This is a genomic window from Herbidospora sp. RD11066 (genome assembly GCF_054661255.1).
Genome location: NZ_BAAGDO010000005.1, coordinates 481,462 through 497,947, shown reverse-complemented (window position 1 = coordinate 497,947; position 16,486 = coordinate 481,462). Strand labels below are relative to the sequence as shown.

17 protein-coding genes are annotated in these 16,486 nt (G+C 70.9%); 9 read left to right on the top strand and 8 right to left on the bottom strand.

The annotated features are described in order from the left end of the window. Positions 1-273 precede the first annotated feature (273 nt). Complete coding sequence (locus tag ACYQ78_RS22585; RefSeq protein ID WP_459802862.1) at positions 274-1,953, top strand: DEAD/DEAH box helicase; 1,680 nt, start codon at positions 274-276, stop codon at positions 1,951-1,953. A gap of 63 nt (positions 1,954-2,016) precedes the next feature. After that, a complete protein-coding gene (locus ACYQ78_RS22580; protein ID WP_459802861.1) occupies positions 2,017-2,892 on the top strand; it encodes an alpha/beta fold hydrolase in 876 nt (291 codons plus the stop codon). Here ACYQ78_RS22580 and ACYQ78_RS22575 read toward each other — a convergent pair. Genes ACYQ78_RS22575 through ACYQ78_RS22565 form a run of 3 tightly spaced genes read right to left on the bottom strand, consistent with a single transcriptional unit; the run spans position 2,889 to position 5,084 of the window. Continuing rightward, entirely contained in the window at positions 2,889-3,698 is an 810-nt protein-coding gene (locus tag ACYQ78_RS22575) for a RecB family exonuclease (RefSeq protein ID WP_459802860.1), read from the bottom strand. The two genes, ACYQ78_RS22580 and ACYQ78_RS22575, sit on opposite strands and share 4 nt — an antisense overlap. Positions 3,699-3,727: 29 nt before the next feature. Further along, positions 3,728-4,444 (bottom strand): MBL fold metallo-hydrolase, encoded by a 717-nt coding sequence (locus ACYQ78_RS22570; protein WP_459802859.1) that lies wholly within the window; start codon positions 4,442-4,444, stop codon positions 3,728-3,730. Positions 4,445-4,454: 10 nt separating this feature from the next. Further along, positions 4,455-5,084: a DUF6758 family protein gene (locus tag ACYQ78_RS22565; RefSeq protein ID WP_459802858.1), complete on the bottom strand. Its 630-nt coding sequence runs from the start codon at positions 5,082-5,084 to the stop codon at positions 4,455-4,457. Between the two features lie 72 nt (positions 5,085-5,156). Here ACYQ78_RS22565 and ACYQ78_RS22560 point away from each other — a divergent pair, with 72 nt between their 5' ends. Next, the gene (locus ACYQ78_RS22560; RefSeq protein WP_459802857.1) at positions 5,157-5,519 is read left to right on the top strand and encodes an NUDIX hydrolase; all 363 of its coding nucleotides are present in this window, start codon (positions 5,157-5,159) and stop codon (positions 5,517-5,519) included. 3 nt (positions 5,520-5,522) lie between these two features. On the opposite strand, the gene ACYQ78_RS22555 is transcribed toward ACYQ78_RS22560, so the two are convergent. Next, positions 5,523-8,888, bottom strand: a complete 3,366-nt coding sequence (locus tag ACYQ78_RS22555; protein WP_459802856.1) for a beta propeller repeat protein — start codon at positions 8,886-8,888, stop codon at positions 5,523-5,525. A gap of 98 nt (positions 8,889-8,986) precedes the next feature. Further along, positions 8,987-9,913 carry a CPBP family intramembrane glutamic endopeptidase gene (locus ACYQ78_RS22550; protein ID WP_459802855.1) on the bottom strand — a complete coding sequence of 309 codons (927 nt, stop codon included), beginning with the start codon at positions 9,911-9,913 and terminating at the stop codon, positions 8,987-8,989. A gap of 146 nt (positions 9,914-10,059) precedes the next feature. Between ACYQ78_RS22550 and ACYQ78_RS22545 the strand changes: the two genes are divergently transcribed. Continuing rightward, positions 10,060-10,716, top strand: a complete 657-nt coding sequence (locus ACYQ78_RS22545; protein ID WP_459802854.1) for a hypothetical protein — start codon at positions 10,060-10,062, stop codon at positions 10,714-10,716. Positions 10,717-10,763: 47 nt separating this feature from the next. Further along, positions 10,764-11,321: a DUF6529 family protein gene (locus tag ACYQ78_RS22540; protein ID WP_459802853.1), complete on the top strand. Its 558-nt coding sequence runs from the start codon at positions 10,764-10,766 to the stop codon at positions 11,319-11,321. 12 nt (positions 11,322-11,333) lie between these two features. Here ACYQ78_RS22540 and ACYQ78_RS22535 read toward each other — a convergent pair whose 3' ends face one another. Continuing rightward, the gene (locus ACYQ78_RS22535; protein ID WP_459802852.1) at positions 11,334-12,269 is read right to left on the bottom strand and encodes an HpcH/HpaI aldolase/citrate lyase family protein; all 936 of its coding nucleotides are present in this window, start codon (positions 12,267-12,269) and stop codon (positions 11,334-11,336) included. A 117-nt stretch (positions 12,270-12,386) separates the two neighbouring features. Here ACYQ78_RS22535 and ACYQ78_RS22530 point away from each other — a divergent pair, with 117 nt between their 5' ends. Both ACYQ78_RS22530 and ACYQ78_RS22525 read left to right on the top strand, forming a co-directional pair. Further along, a complete protein-coding gene (locus tag ACYQ78_RS22530) occupies positions 12,387-12,947 on the top strand; it encodes a biotin transporter BioY (RefSeq protein WP_459802851.1) in 561 nt (186 codons plus the stop codon). Between the two features lie 32 nt (positions 12,948-12,979). Continuing rightward, complete coding sequence (locus ACYQ78_RS22525; protein WP_459802850.1) at positions 12,980-13,345, top strand: hypothetical protein; 366 nt, start codon at positions 12,980-12,982, stop codon at positions 13,343-13,345. Here ACYQ78_RS22525 and ACYQ78_RS22520 read toward each other — a convergent pair. Continuing rightward, the gene (locus ACYQ78_RS22520) at positions 13,329-14,276 is read right to left on the bottom strand and encodes an EamA family transporter (protein WP_459802849.1); all 948 of its coding nucleotides are present in this window, start codon (positions 14,274-14,276) and stop codon (positions 13,329-13,331) included. The two genes, ACYQ78_RS22525 and ACYQ78_RS22520, sit on opposite strands and share 17 nt — an antisense overlap. A gap of 81 nt (positions 14,277-14,357) precedes the next feature. Between ACYQ78_RS22520 and ACYQ78_RS22515 the strand changes: the two genes are divergently transcribed. Both ACYQ78_RS22515 and ACYQ78_RS22510 read left to right on the top strand, forming a co-directional pair. After that, positions 14,358-15,566, top strand: coding sequence for a magnesium transporter MgtE N-terminal domain-containing protein (locus ACYQ78_RS22515; RefSeq protein ID WP_459802848.1), 1,209 nt, complete (start codon positions 14,358-14,360; stop codon positions 15,564-15,566). Then, positions 15,559-16,032 (top strand): DUF1003 domain-containing protein, encoded by a 474-nt coding sequence (locus ACYQ78_RS22510; protein WP_459802847.1) that lies wholly within the window; start codon positions 15,559-15,561, stop codon positions 16,030-16,032. The genes ACYQ78_RS22515 and ACYQ78_RS22510 overlap by 8 nt, the downstream gene beginning before the upstream one ends. Here the strand turns inward: ACYQ78_RS22510 and ACYQ78_RS22505 are convergent. After that, the gene (locus ACYQ78_RS22505) at positions 15,991-16,440 is read right to left on the bottom strand and encodes a MarR family winged helix-turn-helix transcriptional regulator (protein WP_459802846.1); all 450 of its coding nucleotides are present in this window, start codon (positions 16,438-16,440) and stop codon (positions 15,991-15,993) included. The genes ACYQ78_RS22510 and ACYQ78_RS22505 overlap by 42 nt on opposite strands. Positions 16,441-16,486 lie beyond the last annotated feature (46 nt).

Sequence of the window (16,486 nt, the reverse complement as noted above, 5' to 3'; positions counted from 1 at the left end):
AGACTGCTCTGTGAGAAGTGCGACCGCACTGTGTTGATCCGGGGTATTGATCCCCCGGTAACCCCCAGAGAGCTTGGCTGCGAGCGGTCGCGTACGACGTCGAAGGCGCCTTTCGTAAGGACCCGGCACGCGAGCCCGTTTGGTCACGAAGCCGCCTTCGCCACACGACTGAGGCAGGCGACGATTACGACGTTCCGAGACCTGGGTGTCATCCCAGAGATCGCCGATGCCCTGGAGACCGAGGGCATCGTCTCACCCTTCCCTATTCAGGAGATGGCTCTCCCCCTCGCGCTGTCCGGCCAAGATGTCATCGGCCAGGCCCGCACCGGAACCGGAAAGACCTACGCCTTCGGCGTTGCGATGCTCCAGTCCGTCGGGAAGCCACGCAAGAACCGCAAGAAGCCCCGGGGGCTCGTCATCGTCCCCACCCGTGAGCTGGCCCTCCAGGTGACCGAGGACCTCGTCCTCGCCGCCGGGAAGCTCGGCTCCCGCATCCTGACCGTCTACGGCGGGCGCGCCTACGAGCCCCAGGTCGAGGCGCTCAAGAGTGGGGTCGACGTCATCGTCGGCACCCCCGGCCGGATGCTCGACCTGATCAAGCAGAAGCACCTCGACCTCAGCCAGATCACCATGATGGTGCTCGACGAGGCCGACCGCATGCTCGATCTGGGCTTCCTGCCCGACATCGAACGCATCATCAAGCTGGTTCCGCAGGAGCGGCAGACCATGCTGTTCTCGGCGACCATGCCGGGCGAGATCGTGGCGCTCTCGCGGCGCTACCTGACCCGCCCGATCCATGTACGCGCCGAGACCACCGAGGCGGAGAACGAAGCCCCCTCGAACACCACGCAGTTCGTCTACCGCACCCACCGGATGGACAAGATCGAGATCGTGGCCCGCCTGCTCCAGGCCGAGGGCCGCGGCCTCACGATGGTCTTCTGCGAGACCAAGCGGGCCTGCGACATGGTCCACGAGCAGCTCAAGGATCGCGGCTTCGCCGCCGCGGCCGTCCACGGCGACCTCGGTCAGGGCCAGCGCGAGCAGGCGTTGCGGGCCTTCCGCAACGGCAAGATCGACGTCCTGGTCGCCACCGACGTGGCCGCCCGCGGCATCGACATCGACGACGTCACCCACGTCGTCAACTACGACCTGCCGCAGGACGAGAAGACCTACGTCCACCGCATCGGCCGCACCGGCCGGGCCGGTCGCACCGGCGTCGCGGTGACGTTCGTCGAATGGACCGAGATGACCCGCTGGAAGGTCATCAACAACGCCCTGGGCCTCGGGAACCCCGAGCCGGCCGAGTCCTACTCCAGCTCGCCCCACGTGTTCGAGGAACTGCACATCCCCGCGGGCACCAAGGGCGTGCTGCCGCGCGCCAACCGCTCGCGGGTCGGCCTCGACGCCGAGGAGATCGAAGACCTCGGCGAGACCGGCCGCACGCGCAGCCGTCGCGACAAAGACCGCGACAAAGACCGGGACAGGGGCCCCGACCGGGACCGCGACAGGGAGAGGGAGGAGCGCAAGGAGCGCCCCGCCCGCAACCGCCGCCGCACCCGCGCGGGCCGCACGTCCGACGAACCCACCGAGGTCGCCGAGACGACGTTCGACGCAGCAGTGTCCGACTCACTGTCCGACGCACTGCCCGAACCCGTCCAGGCCGTCATTGAGGAGCCCATCGTGCCGTTCGAGGGAGACATCCTCGACCCGATCCACGATGAGATCCACACAGCTGAGGAGGAGGTGGAGATCTCTCCCATGGAGACCACCCGAACAGCCGAACCCGAGAAGATCATCCCGGCCAGCCCGTTCGCGATCATCTTCCGCTCGCCCGACCTGGCCACCGACGACGACGTGCCCGCGCCCTCGGCCGCGACCGAGCGCAAGGCCCAGCGTCGTGGCGGCCCGCACACCGGCTCCGGCGGCAACCGCCCGCGCCCGCGCCGCAACTAGCGCCGATACCGCAGGGCTCCGCTCATCTGCGGCGCCCTGCGGGTTTCAGTATCGTGGCTTCACGTGAGTACGCCGAGATTCCTGGATCTGCCGCCCGGGGTGAGCCCCAAGCGGATCGAAACCCCTGAAGGGGTGTTCGCCGTTCTGGAGGCGCTGCCCGGCAGCGGCCTGCCCGACAGGTGGCCGGCGGTGCTGGTGCCCGGCTACACGGGGAGCAAGGAAGACTTCCTCTCGGTCCTGCAGACCCTGGCCCAGGCCGGGCGGCGCGTCATCGCCGTCGACCTGCGGGGGCAGTACGAGACTCCGGGTCCCGACGACCCCGCCGCCTACACGTGCGCCGCTCTGGGCCGTGACGTCGACGCCCTGGTCAACGTGGTGGGGGGCGGCGAGCCCGTCCACCTGCTCGGCCACTCGTTCGGTGGCCTGGTCACCCGTGAGACCGTGCTCGACGGCACGGCCAAGCTGGCGTCCTACACGCTCATGAGCACCGGCCCGGCCGGCATGGTGGGCCCGCGCGAGGTGTCCGGCCGCCGCATGCTGGCGAAGATGCCGGAGCTCGGCCTTGAGGCGATGTGGTCGGAGAAGATGGAGCCCGACGCCGTGCGCGCCGGGGTTCCCGAGGAGATCGTGGCGTTCCTGCGCCGCCGCCTGTTCGCCAACTCGCTGGTCGGCCTGGAGTGCATGGGCCGGGCGGTCCTCGACGCCGCCGACCGCGTCGACGAACTGGCCGAGACGGGCCTGTCGACGTTGGTCCTCTACGGCGAACACGACGACGGCTGGCCGCCGCACCTCCAGTCGGAGATGGCCGACCGGCTCGACTGCGAGTGCGTGGTGGTTCCCGGGGCCGTCCACTCACCGGCGGTCGAAGCCCCGGAGACGACGGCGGCGGCGCTGACCCGCTTCTGGAACACCGCCGAGAGCACGATGCTGGCGCGTTAGATGGCCGCCAGGCCGTCCCACGGGTCTTTGTCGGGGGCGGCCGCCTGGCCTTCGGGGCAGTGGCGGCGGAAGTCGCACCAGGAGCACAGGACGCCCGGAGACGGCGCGAAGGTCTCGTCTTTCGCCTCACCCGCGCGGTAGGCCTCGTCGGCCTCCTGGGCCTCGGCCGCGATCTGGTCGGCCCTCGACAGGTGGCGGCCCAGTGACTCGTCGGTGTGCTCCCACTCGACGACCTCGCCGGTCGGTAAATGGTGGAGCTCGACCTTGTGGCAGGGGCGCCGCAGCACCCGGCTCGCCGCCACGGCGTAGATCGCCAAAGCCAGGGAGCCGCGCGCGTCGTCGCTGGTCAGCGGGCGGCGGCCGGTCTTGTAGTCGACCACGACGAGTTCGTCGCCGCGCCGGTCGAGCCGGTCGATGCGCCCCGACACCGCCATGACGGACGTGCGGGTCGCGACGGTGCGTTCGACGCCCACGGGCTCGTCGGAGGGGTCGAGGGTGGCGACGTAGCCGGAGACCATCTCGCGGGCCCGGTCACGCCACTTCAGCGACTGTTCGGCGTCGCGGAAGCCCTCGGTGATCCATCCGTTGGAGACCAGGATCGCGGCCGACAACGGCGTGCGCCGCTGGTAGGGCTCGCGCCACCACGCCGCCAGGGCGTTGTGGACGGACGCTCCGACGCTGTTGTGGCCCCAGGGCGGCCCCTTCTGGGGCGCGGGGCGGTCGAGGTAGGTGAACCGGTAGCGGCGGCGGCAGTCGAGCCAGGAGTTGAGCCGCGACGGCGTGCAGGAAAAGAGCCGTCGCGGCATGCCTTCCAGGGGGAGCTGCTCCACCGCGCTCAGTCGTCGTCGACGTTGAGGCGGATGCCCGACGCGCGGGTGCCGTCGGTCAGCGGGCCTTCCTGCGGCTGGTCTTCGGGGTCGGCGGTCAGCGAACCGGAGAGCCACCGGTCGAACAGGGGCTCGAGGTCGCCGATCGTGGACTCCTCGCCGTGGGCGGGCAGCACCCGGGTCTCGGCGGGGAGGGTGAAGAGCCGCTCGCCGATCGAGGTGAGCTGGTCGGCCAGGGCCGGGTAGTCGCCACCGAGCTTGCCCGGGCCGTCGGCCAGCAGGGTCTTGCCGGTGAACACCACGCCCAGCGACTCGGCCAGCAGCGACACGCCGCCGGTGGTCACACCCGGGGTGGTCATGACCTCGAGCTCGGTGTCGGCGACGGCGAACAGGCCCTCGTCTTCCATCTCGATGTCGGGCCAGGTGTCTTCCCAGGTCTGGCGCCACAGGCGCTTGTCCTTGGGGCTCAGGGCGATCACGGCCTCGTCGCGGGCGGCCACCTCGATGGCACCGCCGACGTGGTCGGGCAGACCGTGGGTGCAGATGACGGCGAGGACCTGCCGCTCGCCCACCTTCTCCAGGATCTTCTCCGCGTCGCGCGCGGGGTCGATGACGATGACCTCGTCGTCGTCACCCACGATCCAGGTGTTGTTCTCAACCTTGTGCTCGACGTCGTCGATCTCGACGACCCCCGAGGTCACCACTCGCTCGATACGCGCTGTCACGGACAACACCCTAGCCCGTCTCCGCCGCGCCTTCCCCCGTCAGACGGGGAGAGAACGCCCCGAAGGGCACGTCCCATTCGAGATCGCGAAGATCCGCCAGGGCGAGTTGCATCAGCGTGATCAGATTCCCGGCCTCCGCAGGCCACGCGATGGCCCACAACCAGCGGCCGGCCGCCTCGCCGACGTACACCGCCCGATCCGCCGGTACGTCCGCCCGCACCACCCACAGGGGGATCGAATGGCCGTTGGCGTCGATCTTGGTGATGGGCGTCCGGGCGACGATGTCACCGGGGTCGGGCCCCGGGAGACCGGCGTAGGCCGACCCCAGCCCCACTCCCGGCTCCTCGCAGACGATCAGCAGATCGGCGGGCCCCGAGCTGAGCGAGGGCCCGGAGACCGCGACGACGCTCGCCCGGTCACCCGCCTCGGCGAACCCGGTGACGAGCCACCCGGCGGGAAGCGGCCACGGCAGCCAGACGGGCACGGTCGAGCCCCTGATGAGTTCGACCCCCGCCGGACCCGGCTGATGAGAGCGGTGCGGCGGCACCTCGCCGTGGACGACGCACCACCAGGCGGTGGGCACGGCACCGGGTTCGGTCAGCTTGCCGAAGCACCGAGGGCAGGTGGGCACGGCTGTCACAGTTACTCACCGTGCTCCGCCGACCGGGACCCGTCAAGGTCTCCCGGGGCTTTTAGCCGTAATCTTGGCGTTATGCGATGTGTTGGGGCCATCATCCACGACACCGAAGGTCGCCTCCTGCTCATCCAGCGTGGCCATCCGCCGTCGGAGGGCCTGTGGTCCCTGCCCGGCGGCCGCGTCGAGGAGGGCGAGACCGACGACGCCGCCCTCCGCCGCGAGATCCGCGAGGAGACCGGCCTGGAGATCGAGGTCGGCGCCCTGGCCGGCACGGTGGTGATCGGCCTCTACGAGATCTTCGACTACCACTCCCACGTGACCGGAGGCGAGCTCGTCCCGGGAGACGATGCCGCCGCGGCCCTGTGGGCCACTACTGATGATCTTGTACGCCTCCCGCTGACGAAAGGCCTCCTCGACTTCCTGAACGGCCTTCCCTGACACCTACGCGTCCCCCGACGACAGCGTGCTGCGCCAGATGGTGATGTTGTCGGTCGAGCTCGTCGTCGAGCGGCCCACCGCGATCACCCGCTGACCCGAGATCGTCACCGCCTCCAGCCACTGGGCGCCCGGCCCGCCGAGCCCGTCTTCGACCAGCCCGTGGCGGACCCAGACCAGCCCGTCGTCGGACGCCCACACCGAGCTGTCGACCTCGCTGCCGGTTCCGTGGGCGCCCACCGCGACGATGCCGAGCTCGCTCGCCGTCAGGTCGAGCACCACGGCCGGCGCCTCGGCGGGCAGCCAGGCGAACTCCCAGCTGTCGCCGCCGTCGCCGCTCACGGCCGAGAACGGGCGGGTCCCGTCGTCGGTCAGCGCGGTCCCGGTCGCGATCAGCTTGCCGTCGCGGGCCACGAGGTGCCGCAGACCGGCCGACTGGGCGTCGTCGGGCAGGACCCGGTTCTTGGCCTCCCACTTGAGGCCGTCGCCGGAGACCCAGACGACCCCGTTCTCCCGCTCGGCCCGTCCGGACCCGCCGATGGCCACGAAGCCGTCGTCGGTGGCGGCCACGTCGTGGATGCGCACCTCGGCCGCCCCGGCGGGCAGTTCGCCGACGCGCGAGAACTTCTTCAGGTCGTCGGTGAACCACAGAGCGGGGCCGATGCCGGTGCCGGTCTGGTCTTCACCGGCCAGCACGTAGCCCTTCGCCCCGGCCGCGACCGTCTGCGGCGCCAGCGAGAAGTGGCCCTCGGGGACCGACATCTCGGGCCCCTGCCGCCAGCCCTTGCCGTCGGAGGACACCACGAGCAGCGGCTTGGTCACCAGGAGGTCGGCCATCGTGCTGCCCACGGCGAGCCAGCCCTTGGGGCCGTAGGCGACGTCGGAGAGCGCCTGCCGCCCCGACCCGCCGAGCCACTGGGAGTTGATCGCCCGCCAGTTGGCGCCGTTGTTGCCGCTGGTCCAGATGCCGGCGTCGCCGTTGGCCGAGCCGACCGCGACGAACGCGCCCCCGGCCGCCAGCACCCCGGAGGTGTTGCGCGCCAGCCGGTTGAGCCCCGGCACGCTCTCCAGCGGCACCGCCCGGGCGGCCTTGCCCTTCTCTGCCGTCATCAGCACGGGGAGGTTCTCGACGTCACCGGCGCCGCGTTTGTCGCCACCGGCGACCAGGCGTCCGCTGTCGGTGATGGTCAGCCCGCGCAGCGTGCCGGGGATGGCGCCGAGGTCGGCCCGCTTACGCCAGTCGCGGCCGTCGTCGCTGGTGAAGAGGGCGTACTCCTCCCAGGCCGACTCCACCACTGCGGCCAGGCCGGCGCCCGAGGCGGCCAGGCCGCGCACGCCGCTTCCGGCGGGGCTGAGCGGGCCGATGGTGCCGCAGGCCGTCCAGTTCTGGCCTTCGGGCGAGCAGTGCACCTGCACGCCCGGACCGGGGAACCGCTGGCCGGTCGGCACCAGCACGAAGCCGTCGGCCGAGGCCGCCAGGGCGCCCGTCTCCGGCCTGATGTCGGGCAGGGCCGTGGCGGTGCGCAGCCAGGTCTTGCCGCCGTCGTCCGACCGCAGGATCACGGTGGCCGTACCGGAGCCGGGTTCGGCCAGGGCCACGACCTTGTCGCCCTTGGCCACGACCGCCTTGACCGTACGGATCATGTCGGGGGTGCCGATCCTGGGCGTCTCCACACGGGCCCACGCCTGGCCGTCGGCGGAGGTCCAGGCGACCGCGCCCGCGGTGCCGTCGGCCTGCATGGTGCTGCCGACGGCGACGAAGCCGGTGGCGGTGCGGGCCAGGTCGGTCACCCGGTCGGACTCCAGGAACATCCCGAGCCGGGCCGGGTCGACCGCGGCCCACGACCGGCCGTCGGCGGAGGTCCACATGCCCCGGCCCTCGGGCCCTGCGGGGTCGGTGCTGACCGCCAGCCACTTGCCGCCGCTGCCGACCACCCGTCCGGGTGAACCGGGCGCGGCCTCGTATCCGGGAGGTCCGTTGACCTCGCCGAGCGTCCAGTCCTTGCCGTCGTTGGCCGAGACGACGAACAGGGGGCGGGCGATGGCGCTGGTGGTGTCGGTGCCGACCGCCACGATCGTCGATCCCGACGACGCGACCGAGGTCAGCACCTGCCGTGATCCGTTGCCGGGCCGGCCGGGCGCCTGGAAGGCCGAGTCGCCCGACTGCCCGTCGCCGACGGCGAGCCGGATGCCGGAGGTGGCGGGGGCGGTCGCCCATCGCACCACGAACAGCCCGAACGCCGCCGCCGTGATGACGGCCACGATCACCAGCAGCGGTAACCCGATCTTCGGCCGCCGCCGCTGGGTGCGCACCCCGCGCCGCCCGTGCCTGCCGCCGCGCGGCGGCCCCAGCGTGGCCAGCACGTCGGGCCGCAGCGGCCGGCCGCCGGGCGGCTTCCCGATCCGCTCGGGCGGCGCCTTCCGCACCACGGGCCTCGCCTGGACGTCACCCTCCCGCCGCCCCGGCCCGAACTCGGGCTCCGAGACGAACTCGGGCTCGGCCGGTATGGCGGGCCGCACCCTGATCCCGTGGTCACGCGCCGGTCCGGAGGCGACCAGCCGGTCGTCGGGATGGGATCGCCGCGTCTCCCGCTCGTCGTCACCGGGCGGCTGCGGCGTGGAGTAGGGCCGATGGTGCCGAGGCGGAAAGTCGGACGGCCGCCCCTGCCGGAGCCCCGGATCGGGCGGGTAGATCCCCTCGGGCGTCGCCTCGTCGCCCCGGATCGCCGGGTCGAGCGGGTAGACCGGCTCGACCCCGGGCGGCAACCCGCCCTCGCGCGCGACCCCGACCCCGCCGAGCCCCGCCAGCCCGCTCAACCGGCCGGTATCGGCTCCCCGCGAACCGCCGCGGTCACCCAGGGGGTCGGCCGGGTCGATCTCGTCGTCGTCCCGCGACCGCTCGGCACCCGCGGCCGCACCCGTGGCCCACGAACCACCCCGGGCACCCAGCGGATCGGACCACTCGGCGTCGTCTGACGTGGTCTCCGGGGGCACGGGTAACGGGGAGCTCGCCAGGGGCCAGACGACCTGGTCGTCCGGCTCTCCCGGCCTCGGGCCGATCGGGGCGTGGCGGCGCTCGCCCAGGGCCTCGAACGGTAACGACCCGATCGCCCGCCTGGGCAGGGTGGCGTCGAGGTTGCCGGCGTCGGGCTCGGGCCCGTCGGGGCCGGACGCGCCGTCGTAGGGTCGCCGGCCTCGTACCGGAGGATCTTCTGCGGTCGGAGCGGCGAAGGGGGGCAGAGCCCAGGGCGAGGTGCGGGGTGAGGTGCGCGGGCGGGGACTCTCCTCGGGGGTCGTGGCAGGGCCCGGTGGCGAGTGATGGAGCTTCGGCGGGACTTCCGGCTGCTCCTCGTCTTCGGGGGGCACGGCCACTTACCTCCTCCTATCGACCGTTCCACAAGTGTCTGGGAGGGACGCAATCCCTCTGATACCCCTCCCCCAACCCACGATCACCTCCTCTCTAGTGAGATTTATCCGACCTCCGCTGAAATTCCCGACTTACGAGTCAAAACCACGACACCAACCCCAAAAACGCCAAATTGCACGATCGTTCCCACAAGGGTCTGCCAGGGCAGGGAACCCTGCTCCAGCGCCGCGCCGAGCCCCCCGGCCACCGCCGCGATCCCGAACGCCCCCACGTTGTTCACCGCGTGGAGAGCGATGGCCGCCTCAAGGCCGCCGGTGCGGACCGACACCCACCCCATGAGGACGCCGAACCCGAACGTATAGGCGATTCCCCAGTCGGTGTAGCCGTGGAAGGCTGCGAACACGGCCGACGAGATGATGATCCCCCACCACGGATTACGCAAATATGCACCGAAGGCCTGAACCACCCAGCCCCGGAACGCGTACTCCTCTGCAGCCGCTTGTATGGGCACGAGGAGAAGGATCACCAGCAACGGCACGAGCAGATTCGACCAGCCCGCCCAGCCGTAACCAGGAGATTCCCCCGTAGCCACGAAGGTCAGGCTCTGGGCGGCCTCCCCCAGCACCACCGCGAGGACCGCCAATGGAACGCATCGGAAGAGCCACCGCCAGCGCAGCCGTCCCGCGACCGACGACAGGGTTCCGGGCGGGCGCCGCTGCGTCAGCCAGGCCGCCCCCATCACGATGGGGATCAGGATCGCGATCGCCACGAGCTGGAAGCCGAGGTCGAGCACGGGATCGGCGAACAGCACCCGGCCGGCCGAAGGCGCCGTCTGCAGGCCCGCGACCACGGCCACCATCATCCCGACCAGACCCAGCACCGCCGACAACGCGACGTAGACGGCCACGATCAGCAGGGTGCCGAGCAGGGGCCGCCACCACCGGTGCACGGAAGTGTGCGCGAGCCGGTCGTACCGCGAACCCGGAGGCGGCGGGACGATCCACGACGAGAGCGATGGCTGCTGGATCACGCCCCCATTCTTAGCCCAGACGAGTGCGCATTAGTCCACAGACAAACGCGGCCCGCCGCGTTTCACTCTGGGGCAGGAAACAATCCCAGGAGATACGGAACATGAGCCGGCTAGGACCCATATACACATTGGCCGTCGGGGCGGTGATGACCGCCGGACTGACGGTGGCCAGCGCGACGGCCTCCCCCGCCATCGAGACGACCGCCGCCATCCCCGCGGCCGCCCCGCAGCCCGGCGTCGAGGAGCCCCCCGCCGCCACCGACGAAGCCACCCCCGACGCCACTCAGGAACCCGAAGAGGTGGCCGCCCCCGAAGACCAGGACACCACCCCGAAGAAGATCGACTACGCCGGTGTCGTCGACCAGAACGGCGGCCTGATCGCCATCTCGATCCGCAACGGCAAGGTGGTCGGCTACTTCTGCGACGGCCAGATCGAGGCCTGGCTCAAGGGCACCGCCGAAGACAACACCGTCACCCTCGAAGGCAAGGACACCCTGGTCACCGCGGCGCTGCGCGGCGGCAAGGCGCAGGGCCGGATCGAGTTCAAGGACAAGTCGTGGCGCTTCTCGGCCAACACCGTGAAGAAGCCCTCGGGCCTCTACCGGGCCACCGCCCAGGTGCGCGGCGCCCGCGTCGTCGGCGGCTGGATCAAGCTCCCCAACGGCCAGTCGGTCGGCCGTCTCATGATCGGTGAAGGCGCCGGTGAGGCCGCCCCGGCCTTCGACGGCGGCCCCCAGACCTGGTACGGCATTCCGCTCACCCCCGAAGACCCCGACACCTTCATCGACAAGTTCCTCTCCTGACGAACGTCCGCCCCAGCCTGACCTTCTTGAGAGCTTGAGAGCCTGAGATGTCCCACACCCAAGTCGCTCCACAGAGCCGCGGCGCCGTCGCCGCCCTCGTCATCCCCGTCCTCGCCGGTGGCCTCGTCGCCGCCGCCCTCGGGGTGTACGGAGAACTTCACCCCCCGACAGGTTTCGCCGTCGGCATCGCCGGGTTCTCCGGCCCGCTGGCGATGAAGGTCTGGCTGACCACGGTCGCCGCCGTGCTGGCGATCGTCCAGGTGTTCACGGCGTTCGCCATCTGGGGCAAGATCCCCGTGCAGGGTTCGTGGCCCGGCCCGGTGCACCGATGGTCGGGGCGCCTTGCCTTCCTGGCCACCGTCCCGGTCGCCTTCCACTGCCTCTACTCCGTGGGCGCGCGCTACGACGACCCGCGCGTCATGTTCCACTCGATCTTCGGCTGCATCTTCTACGGCGTGTTCGTCACCAAGATGCTCTCGCTGCCCAAGCGCGGCCTGCCCGGCTGGAGCCTGCCGATCCTCGGCGGCCTCCTCTTCACCCTGCTCATCGGCCTCTGGCTGACCTCGTCGTTCTGGTTCTTCACGACCATCGGCATCCAGTTCTAGGAAGCGCCGTCCTCAGGGCCGCTCGAACCGTTTCGTCCGGGCGAGCCCTGCGGCCCGGCCCTTGGCCGAGATCACCAGGGCCATCTTCCTGGACGCCTCGTCGATCATCTCGTCGCCGAGCATGACCGCGCCGCGCCGCTCGACCGTCGTGTAGTAGTCGTACGCGTCGAGGATGAGCTCGGCGTGGTCGTAGTCGTCCTGCGCCGGGGAGAACACCTCGTTCCCGGCGTCGACCTGCCCCGGGTGCAGCACCCACTTCCCGTCGAAGCCCAGCGCCGCCGCGCGCGCCGCGACCCGGCGGAAGCCCTCGACGTCCTTGATCTGCAGGTACGGCCCGTCGATGGCCTGGAGCCCGTGGGCCCTGGCCGCCATGAGGATGCGCATCAGGATGTAGTGGTAGGCGTCGCCCTCGGCGTAGCCGGGCGGCTGCTCCCCCACCACGAGCGTGCGCATCCCGATCGACGCCATGAAGTCGGCCGGCCCGAACACCAGCGTCTCGACACGCGGTGAGGCCCCGGCGATCTCGTCGACGTTCACCAGCCCCCGGGCGCTCTCGATCTGCGCCTCAATGCCGATGGCCCCGACCGGCAGCCCCGCGGCCTTCTCGACCTGGGTCAGCAGCAGATCGAGCCACCGCACGTGGGAGGCGTCTTCGACCTTGGGCAGCATCAGGCAGTGCAGCCGGTCACCGGCCCCCTCGACCACCTCGATGACGTCGCGATACGTCCACGCCGTCGAAAGGTCGTTGACCCGCACGACGACCGTCTTGGCACCCCATTCCCCATCGCGAAGAGCCGCGACGATGTTCCCCCGGGCCCCCTCTTTGGCCAGCGGGGCCACCGAGTCTTCCAGGTCGAGGAACACCTCGTCGGCGGGCAGCCCCTGGGCCTTCTCCAGAAAACGCGGGTTGCTCCCGGGTACCGCCAGACACGTACGTCGCGCGCGCATGGGCCCAACCCTACAAAGCCGGGCGGGAGACGTTGTATCCGGTCTCATAAGGAAGTTACGGGTGATCTATGCGACTAATAGGGAGGTAATTCCGCTTCCTCCCATAGGAGCCACAAGATGTCCCGAGCCGTCGCCGCGAACCGCCCCGCGGTCCTCTCCGACCTCATCCCCGGCACGATCGTTCGTGACGTCGTCCTCGTCATCGCCGCCGCCGCGCTCACCGGCGCCGCCGCCCAGGTGGCGTTCCCGGTGCCCGGCAGCCCCGTGCCGGTGACCCTCCAGACCTTCGCCGTGCTGCTGTCGGGCGCCACGCTCGGCCTGTGGCGGGCCGCCGCCGGCATGGCCCTCTACCTGCTCGCGGGCCTGGCGGGCGTGCCGTGGTTCACCGCCGCCGGTGACGCCACGCTCGGCTACGTCGTCGGCTTCTTCCTGGCCGCCGCCGTCGTGGGCGCGCTGGCCGGGCGGGGCGGGGACCGAACGGTCGGCAGAGCCGTCGTCACGATGCTCGTCGGCACCGTCCTGATCTACCTCGTCGGCGTGCCGTGGCTGGCCGTGGCCGCCGACATGAGCCTGGCGACCGCGATCGAGAAGGGCGTCGTGCCGTTCCTGATCGGCGACGGGATCAAGGTCCTGCTGGCCGCCGGACTCCTTCCCGCGGCGTGGAAAATCGCCTCCTGACAGGAAGTTTGACCTGTGTGAAACTGGCCGTCATGAGCCCCGCGTTGATCGAAGACGCCGCGAAGCGGTCGAGCGTGCTCTGGGTGGTGCTGCCCCAAGGCACCCGCCTGGCCTGGCACGTCTGGCATGACGACGCCATCTACCTCGTGGTCGGGGGCGGGGAGCAGCAGCTCCCCGGCCTCACCGCCCAACACGAGATCGAGGTCGTTCTCCGCAGCAAGGACAACGGCGCCCAGCTCGTCCGCTTCCCCGCGGCGGTCGAGGTCGTCGACCAGAGGGAGAGCCCCGACATCGTGGCCGCCCTCGCCAAAGAACGGCTGAACGCCACCGACGCGGCCGGCCTCCCGGCCCGCTGGGCCAAGAGGTCGGCGGTGGTCAGGCTCAGGCCGACGGGTTGAGCACCGGCTCGCGCACGGCGGGCGCCTCCTCCGGGGCCCGCCGCGCCGTGGCCGTCTGGGCCAGCAGCGCCCCGAGCAGCACGACCGCACCACCGATGATCTGGAAGGCGCCCAGCGCCTCACCCAGCAGCACCCACGCGATCAGCGCGCCGGTGATGACCTCCAGCGAGGCCACCGTCGCCCCCACCGCCGCCGACAACCGCCGCACCGCGGTCACTCCCGCGATGTACGCCACCACCGTCGCCACCAGGATCAGCCACCCGGCCGCCCCCGCGACGGGGAGCGTGTTGCCCGCCACGGTCGCCATGTCGCCGAAGACCGTCCAGTCGATCGACCACGGCTGCGCGAACGGCACCAGCACGACCGCCGCCCCGAGCATCCCCCAGGCCACCAGGCCGAGCGGGTCGACGTTCAGGTTGTCGCTCATCAGGAAATATCCGGCGCAGCACGCCGCCGCCGCCAGCGCCAGCACCAGGCCGATGGCGTCGAGCCGCAGCCCGTCCCAGACCTCGACCACGACCGCCAGCCCGGCCACCGCGATCACCGCGCCGATGTAGGCCGCGCGCGGCAGCCTGATCCGGCGGACGAACCGCACCCACAGCACCACCAGGACCGGCGAGGTGTACTCGATCAGCAGCGTCACGCCGACGGGCAGCCGCTGGATGGCCAGGAAGTACAGCGCCTGCACCCCGGCGACGGCGACCAGGGCGTACACCCCGAAGAAGAGCCACTGCGAGCGGGGGATGCGCAGCGCGGCGGGCCGCAGCAGCGCGAGCGCGGCCAGGAGCAGCAGCCCGGCGCCCGCCATCCGCACCCACACCGACTCCAGAGGCGCGAGACCCGCCGCGTTCAGATATTTCGCCATCGGCCCGGAGAATCCGAAGCAGACGGCGGACACGGCCGCGATTCCAAGGCTGACTGACCGGATCATGACTCTTCCCTGTAACTACCGTTGACCTACTTTGATCCTGTCATATCCGAATAGTGCGGGTCATCCCCATAACCTGCGAGCGTGGAGCGGATCTTCGTGGCCCGGCTGGCCGGGCTCGCGGTGTTCGATCCCGCCGGTGACAAGATCGGCCGGATCAGGGACGTGGTCGTCGCGCTGCGCGGCCCGCTCCCTCCGCGTGTCCACGGATACGTCGTGGAGGTCCAGCCCCGCCGCCGGGTGTTCCTCCCGGTCACCCGGGTGATCTCGGTGGAGGCCGGGGCCGTCATCTTCACCGGCCGCCTCAACCTGCGCCGCTTCGAGCAGCGCGAGTCCGAGACCCTGGCCATCGGCGAGCTGCTCGACCTGGAGATCACCGTCGACGGTGAGCCCGGCACCGTCCTCGACCTGGCCATGGAGCAGCCCAACCCGCCCGACTGGCTGATCACCAAGGTCGCCTTCCGGCGCGGTACCCGCCGCAGGGGCGAGACCACCGTCGTCGACTGGGGTCAGGTCAGCGGCTTCGAGGTCGCGCAGAAGGACCAGGGCGCCCTCAGCCTGCTGGCCGCCTTCGACGCCATGCGCCCCGCCGACCTCGCGGGAGTTCTCCAGGAACTCCCCGGCAAACGCATGGCCGAGGTCGCGGCGGCCCTCGACGACGACCGCCTGGCCGACGTGCTGGAGGAGCTCCCCGAACGCGACCAGGTCGAGATCCTGGGCGACCTCGACGCCGAACGCGCCGCCGACGTGCTGGAGCACATGGGCCCCGACGACGCCGCCGACCTGCTCCAGGAGCTCCCGCCCGACCAGGCCGAGGCGCTGCTGGCCCTGATGATCCCCGAAGAGGCCGACCCGGTCCGCCGCCTGCTCGGCTACGCCGAGGACACCGCCGGCGGCATGATGACCACCGAGCCCGTCATCCTGCCCCCCAACTCCACCGTCGCCGAGGCGCTCGCCCGGCTGCGCAACCGCGAGCAGCCGCCCTCGATCGCCGCCCAGGTCTTCGTGGCCCGCCCGCCCACCGAGACCCCCACCGGCCGCTTCCTGGGCCTGGCGCACATCCAGCGGCTGCTCCGCGAACCCAGCTTCGCCCTGCTCGGCTCACTCGTCGACGCCAGCGTCGACCCGATCAGGCCCGAGTTCTCCCTCCCCGAGGTGGCCTCCTACCTGGCCACCTACAACCTGGTGGCGGCCCCGGTGATCGACGAGGACGGCCGCCTGATCGGCGCGGTGACCGTCGACGACGTGCTCGACCACCTGCTGCCCGAAGACTGGCGGGAGCGACATGACTGAAGGCCGTCTCGATCAGCCACGCGAACTGCGCCGGCAACTGCCCATCAGGTACGACGCCGAGGCGTTCGGCAAGTGGTCGGAGAAGTTCGCCCGGTTCCTGGGCACCGCGAGCTTCCTGGTCTACATGACCGCGTTCGTGATCCTCTGGATCGGCTGGAACACGCTGACCCCGATGAAATTCGACCCCTATCCGTTCATCTTCCTCACCCTGATGCTGTCGCTCCAGGCGTCGTACGCCGCCCCCCTGATCCTGCTCGCGCAGAACCGGCAGGACGACCGCGACCGGGTTCAGGGCGAGCAGGACCGACACGCGGCGGAGCAGAACCGGGCCGAACTCGAATATCTGACCCGGGAGATCGCCTCGCTGCGCATCGCCCTGGGTGAGGTCGCCACGCGCGACTTCATCAAGGCCGAGGCCGAATGGCTAGTCGACCAGCTTGACGGCAAGAGCGGCACACTGCCCTAGCTCGTCGGACGACAGCCGCTCGACGAACTCGGCCCGCACCCCCCGCAGGTAGGTCGGGGTGGCCTCCTCCAGCAGGGCCTCGCCCTTGTCGGTCAGCACCGCGTAGAGGCCGCGCGCGTCGCTCGGGCAGGCCTGCCGTTCGACCAGCCCGTCGCGTTGCAGCCGGTCGATCAGCCGGGTCAGCCCGCTGCGCGACAGCAGCACCCGGTCGGCGAGATCGTTCATCCGCAGCCGCCGGTAGGGCGCCTCGGACAGTTGGAGCAGCACGTCGTAGGAGGCCATCGCCAGATCGTGGGATTCCAGGAGGTCGGATTCGATGCTCCGGGTGATCCGCATCTGGGCGCGCTGCATCGTGCGCCAGACCTCGATTTGTTCCGCCGACAGGACAGGCGGACTTGTCGGACTCACGCGCGTCATCCTAGAGGTCCGGCCTCGATTCGTAGGAGTGGTCGCC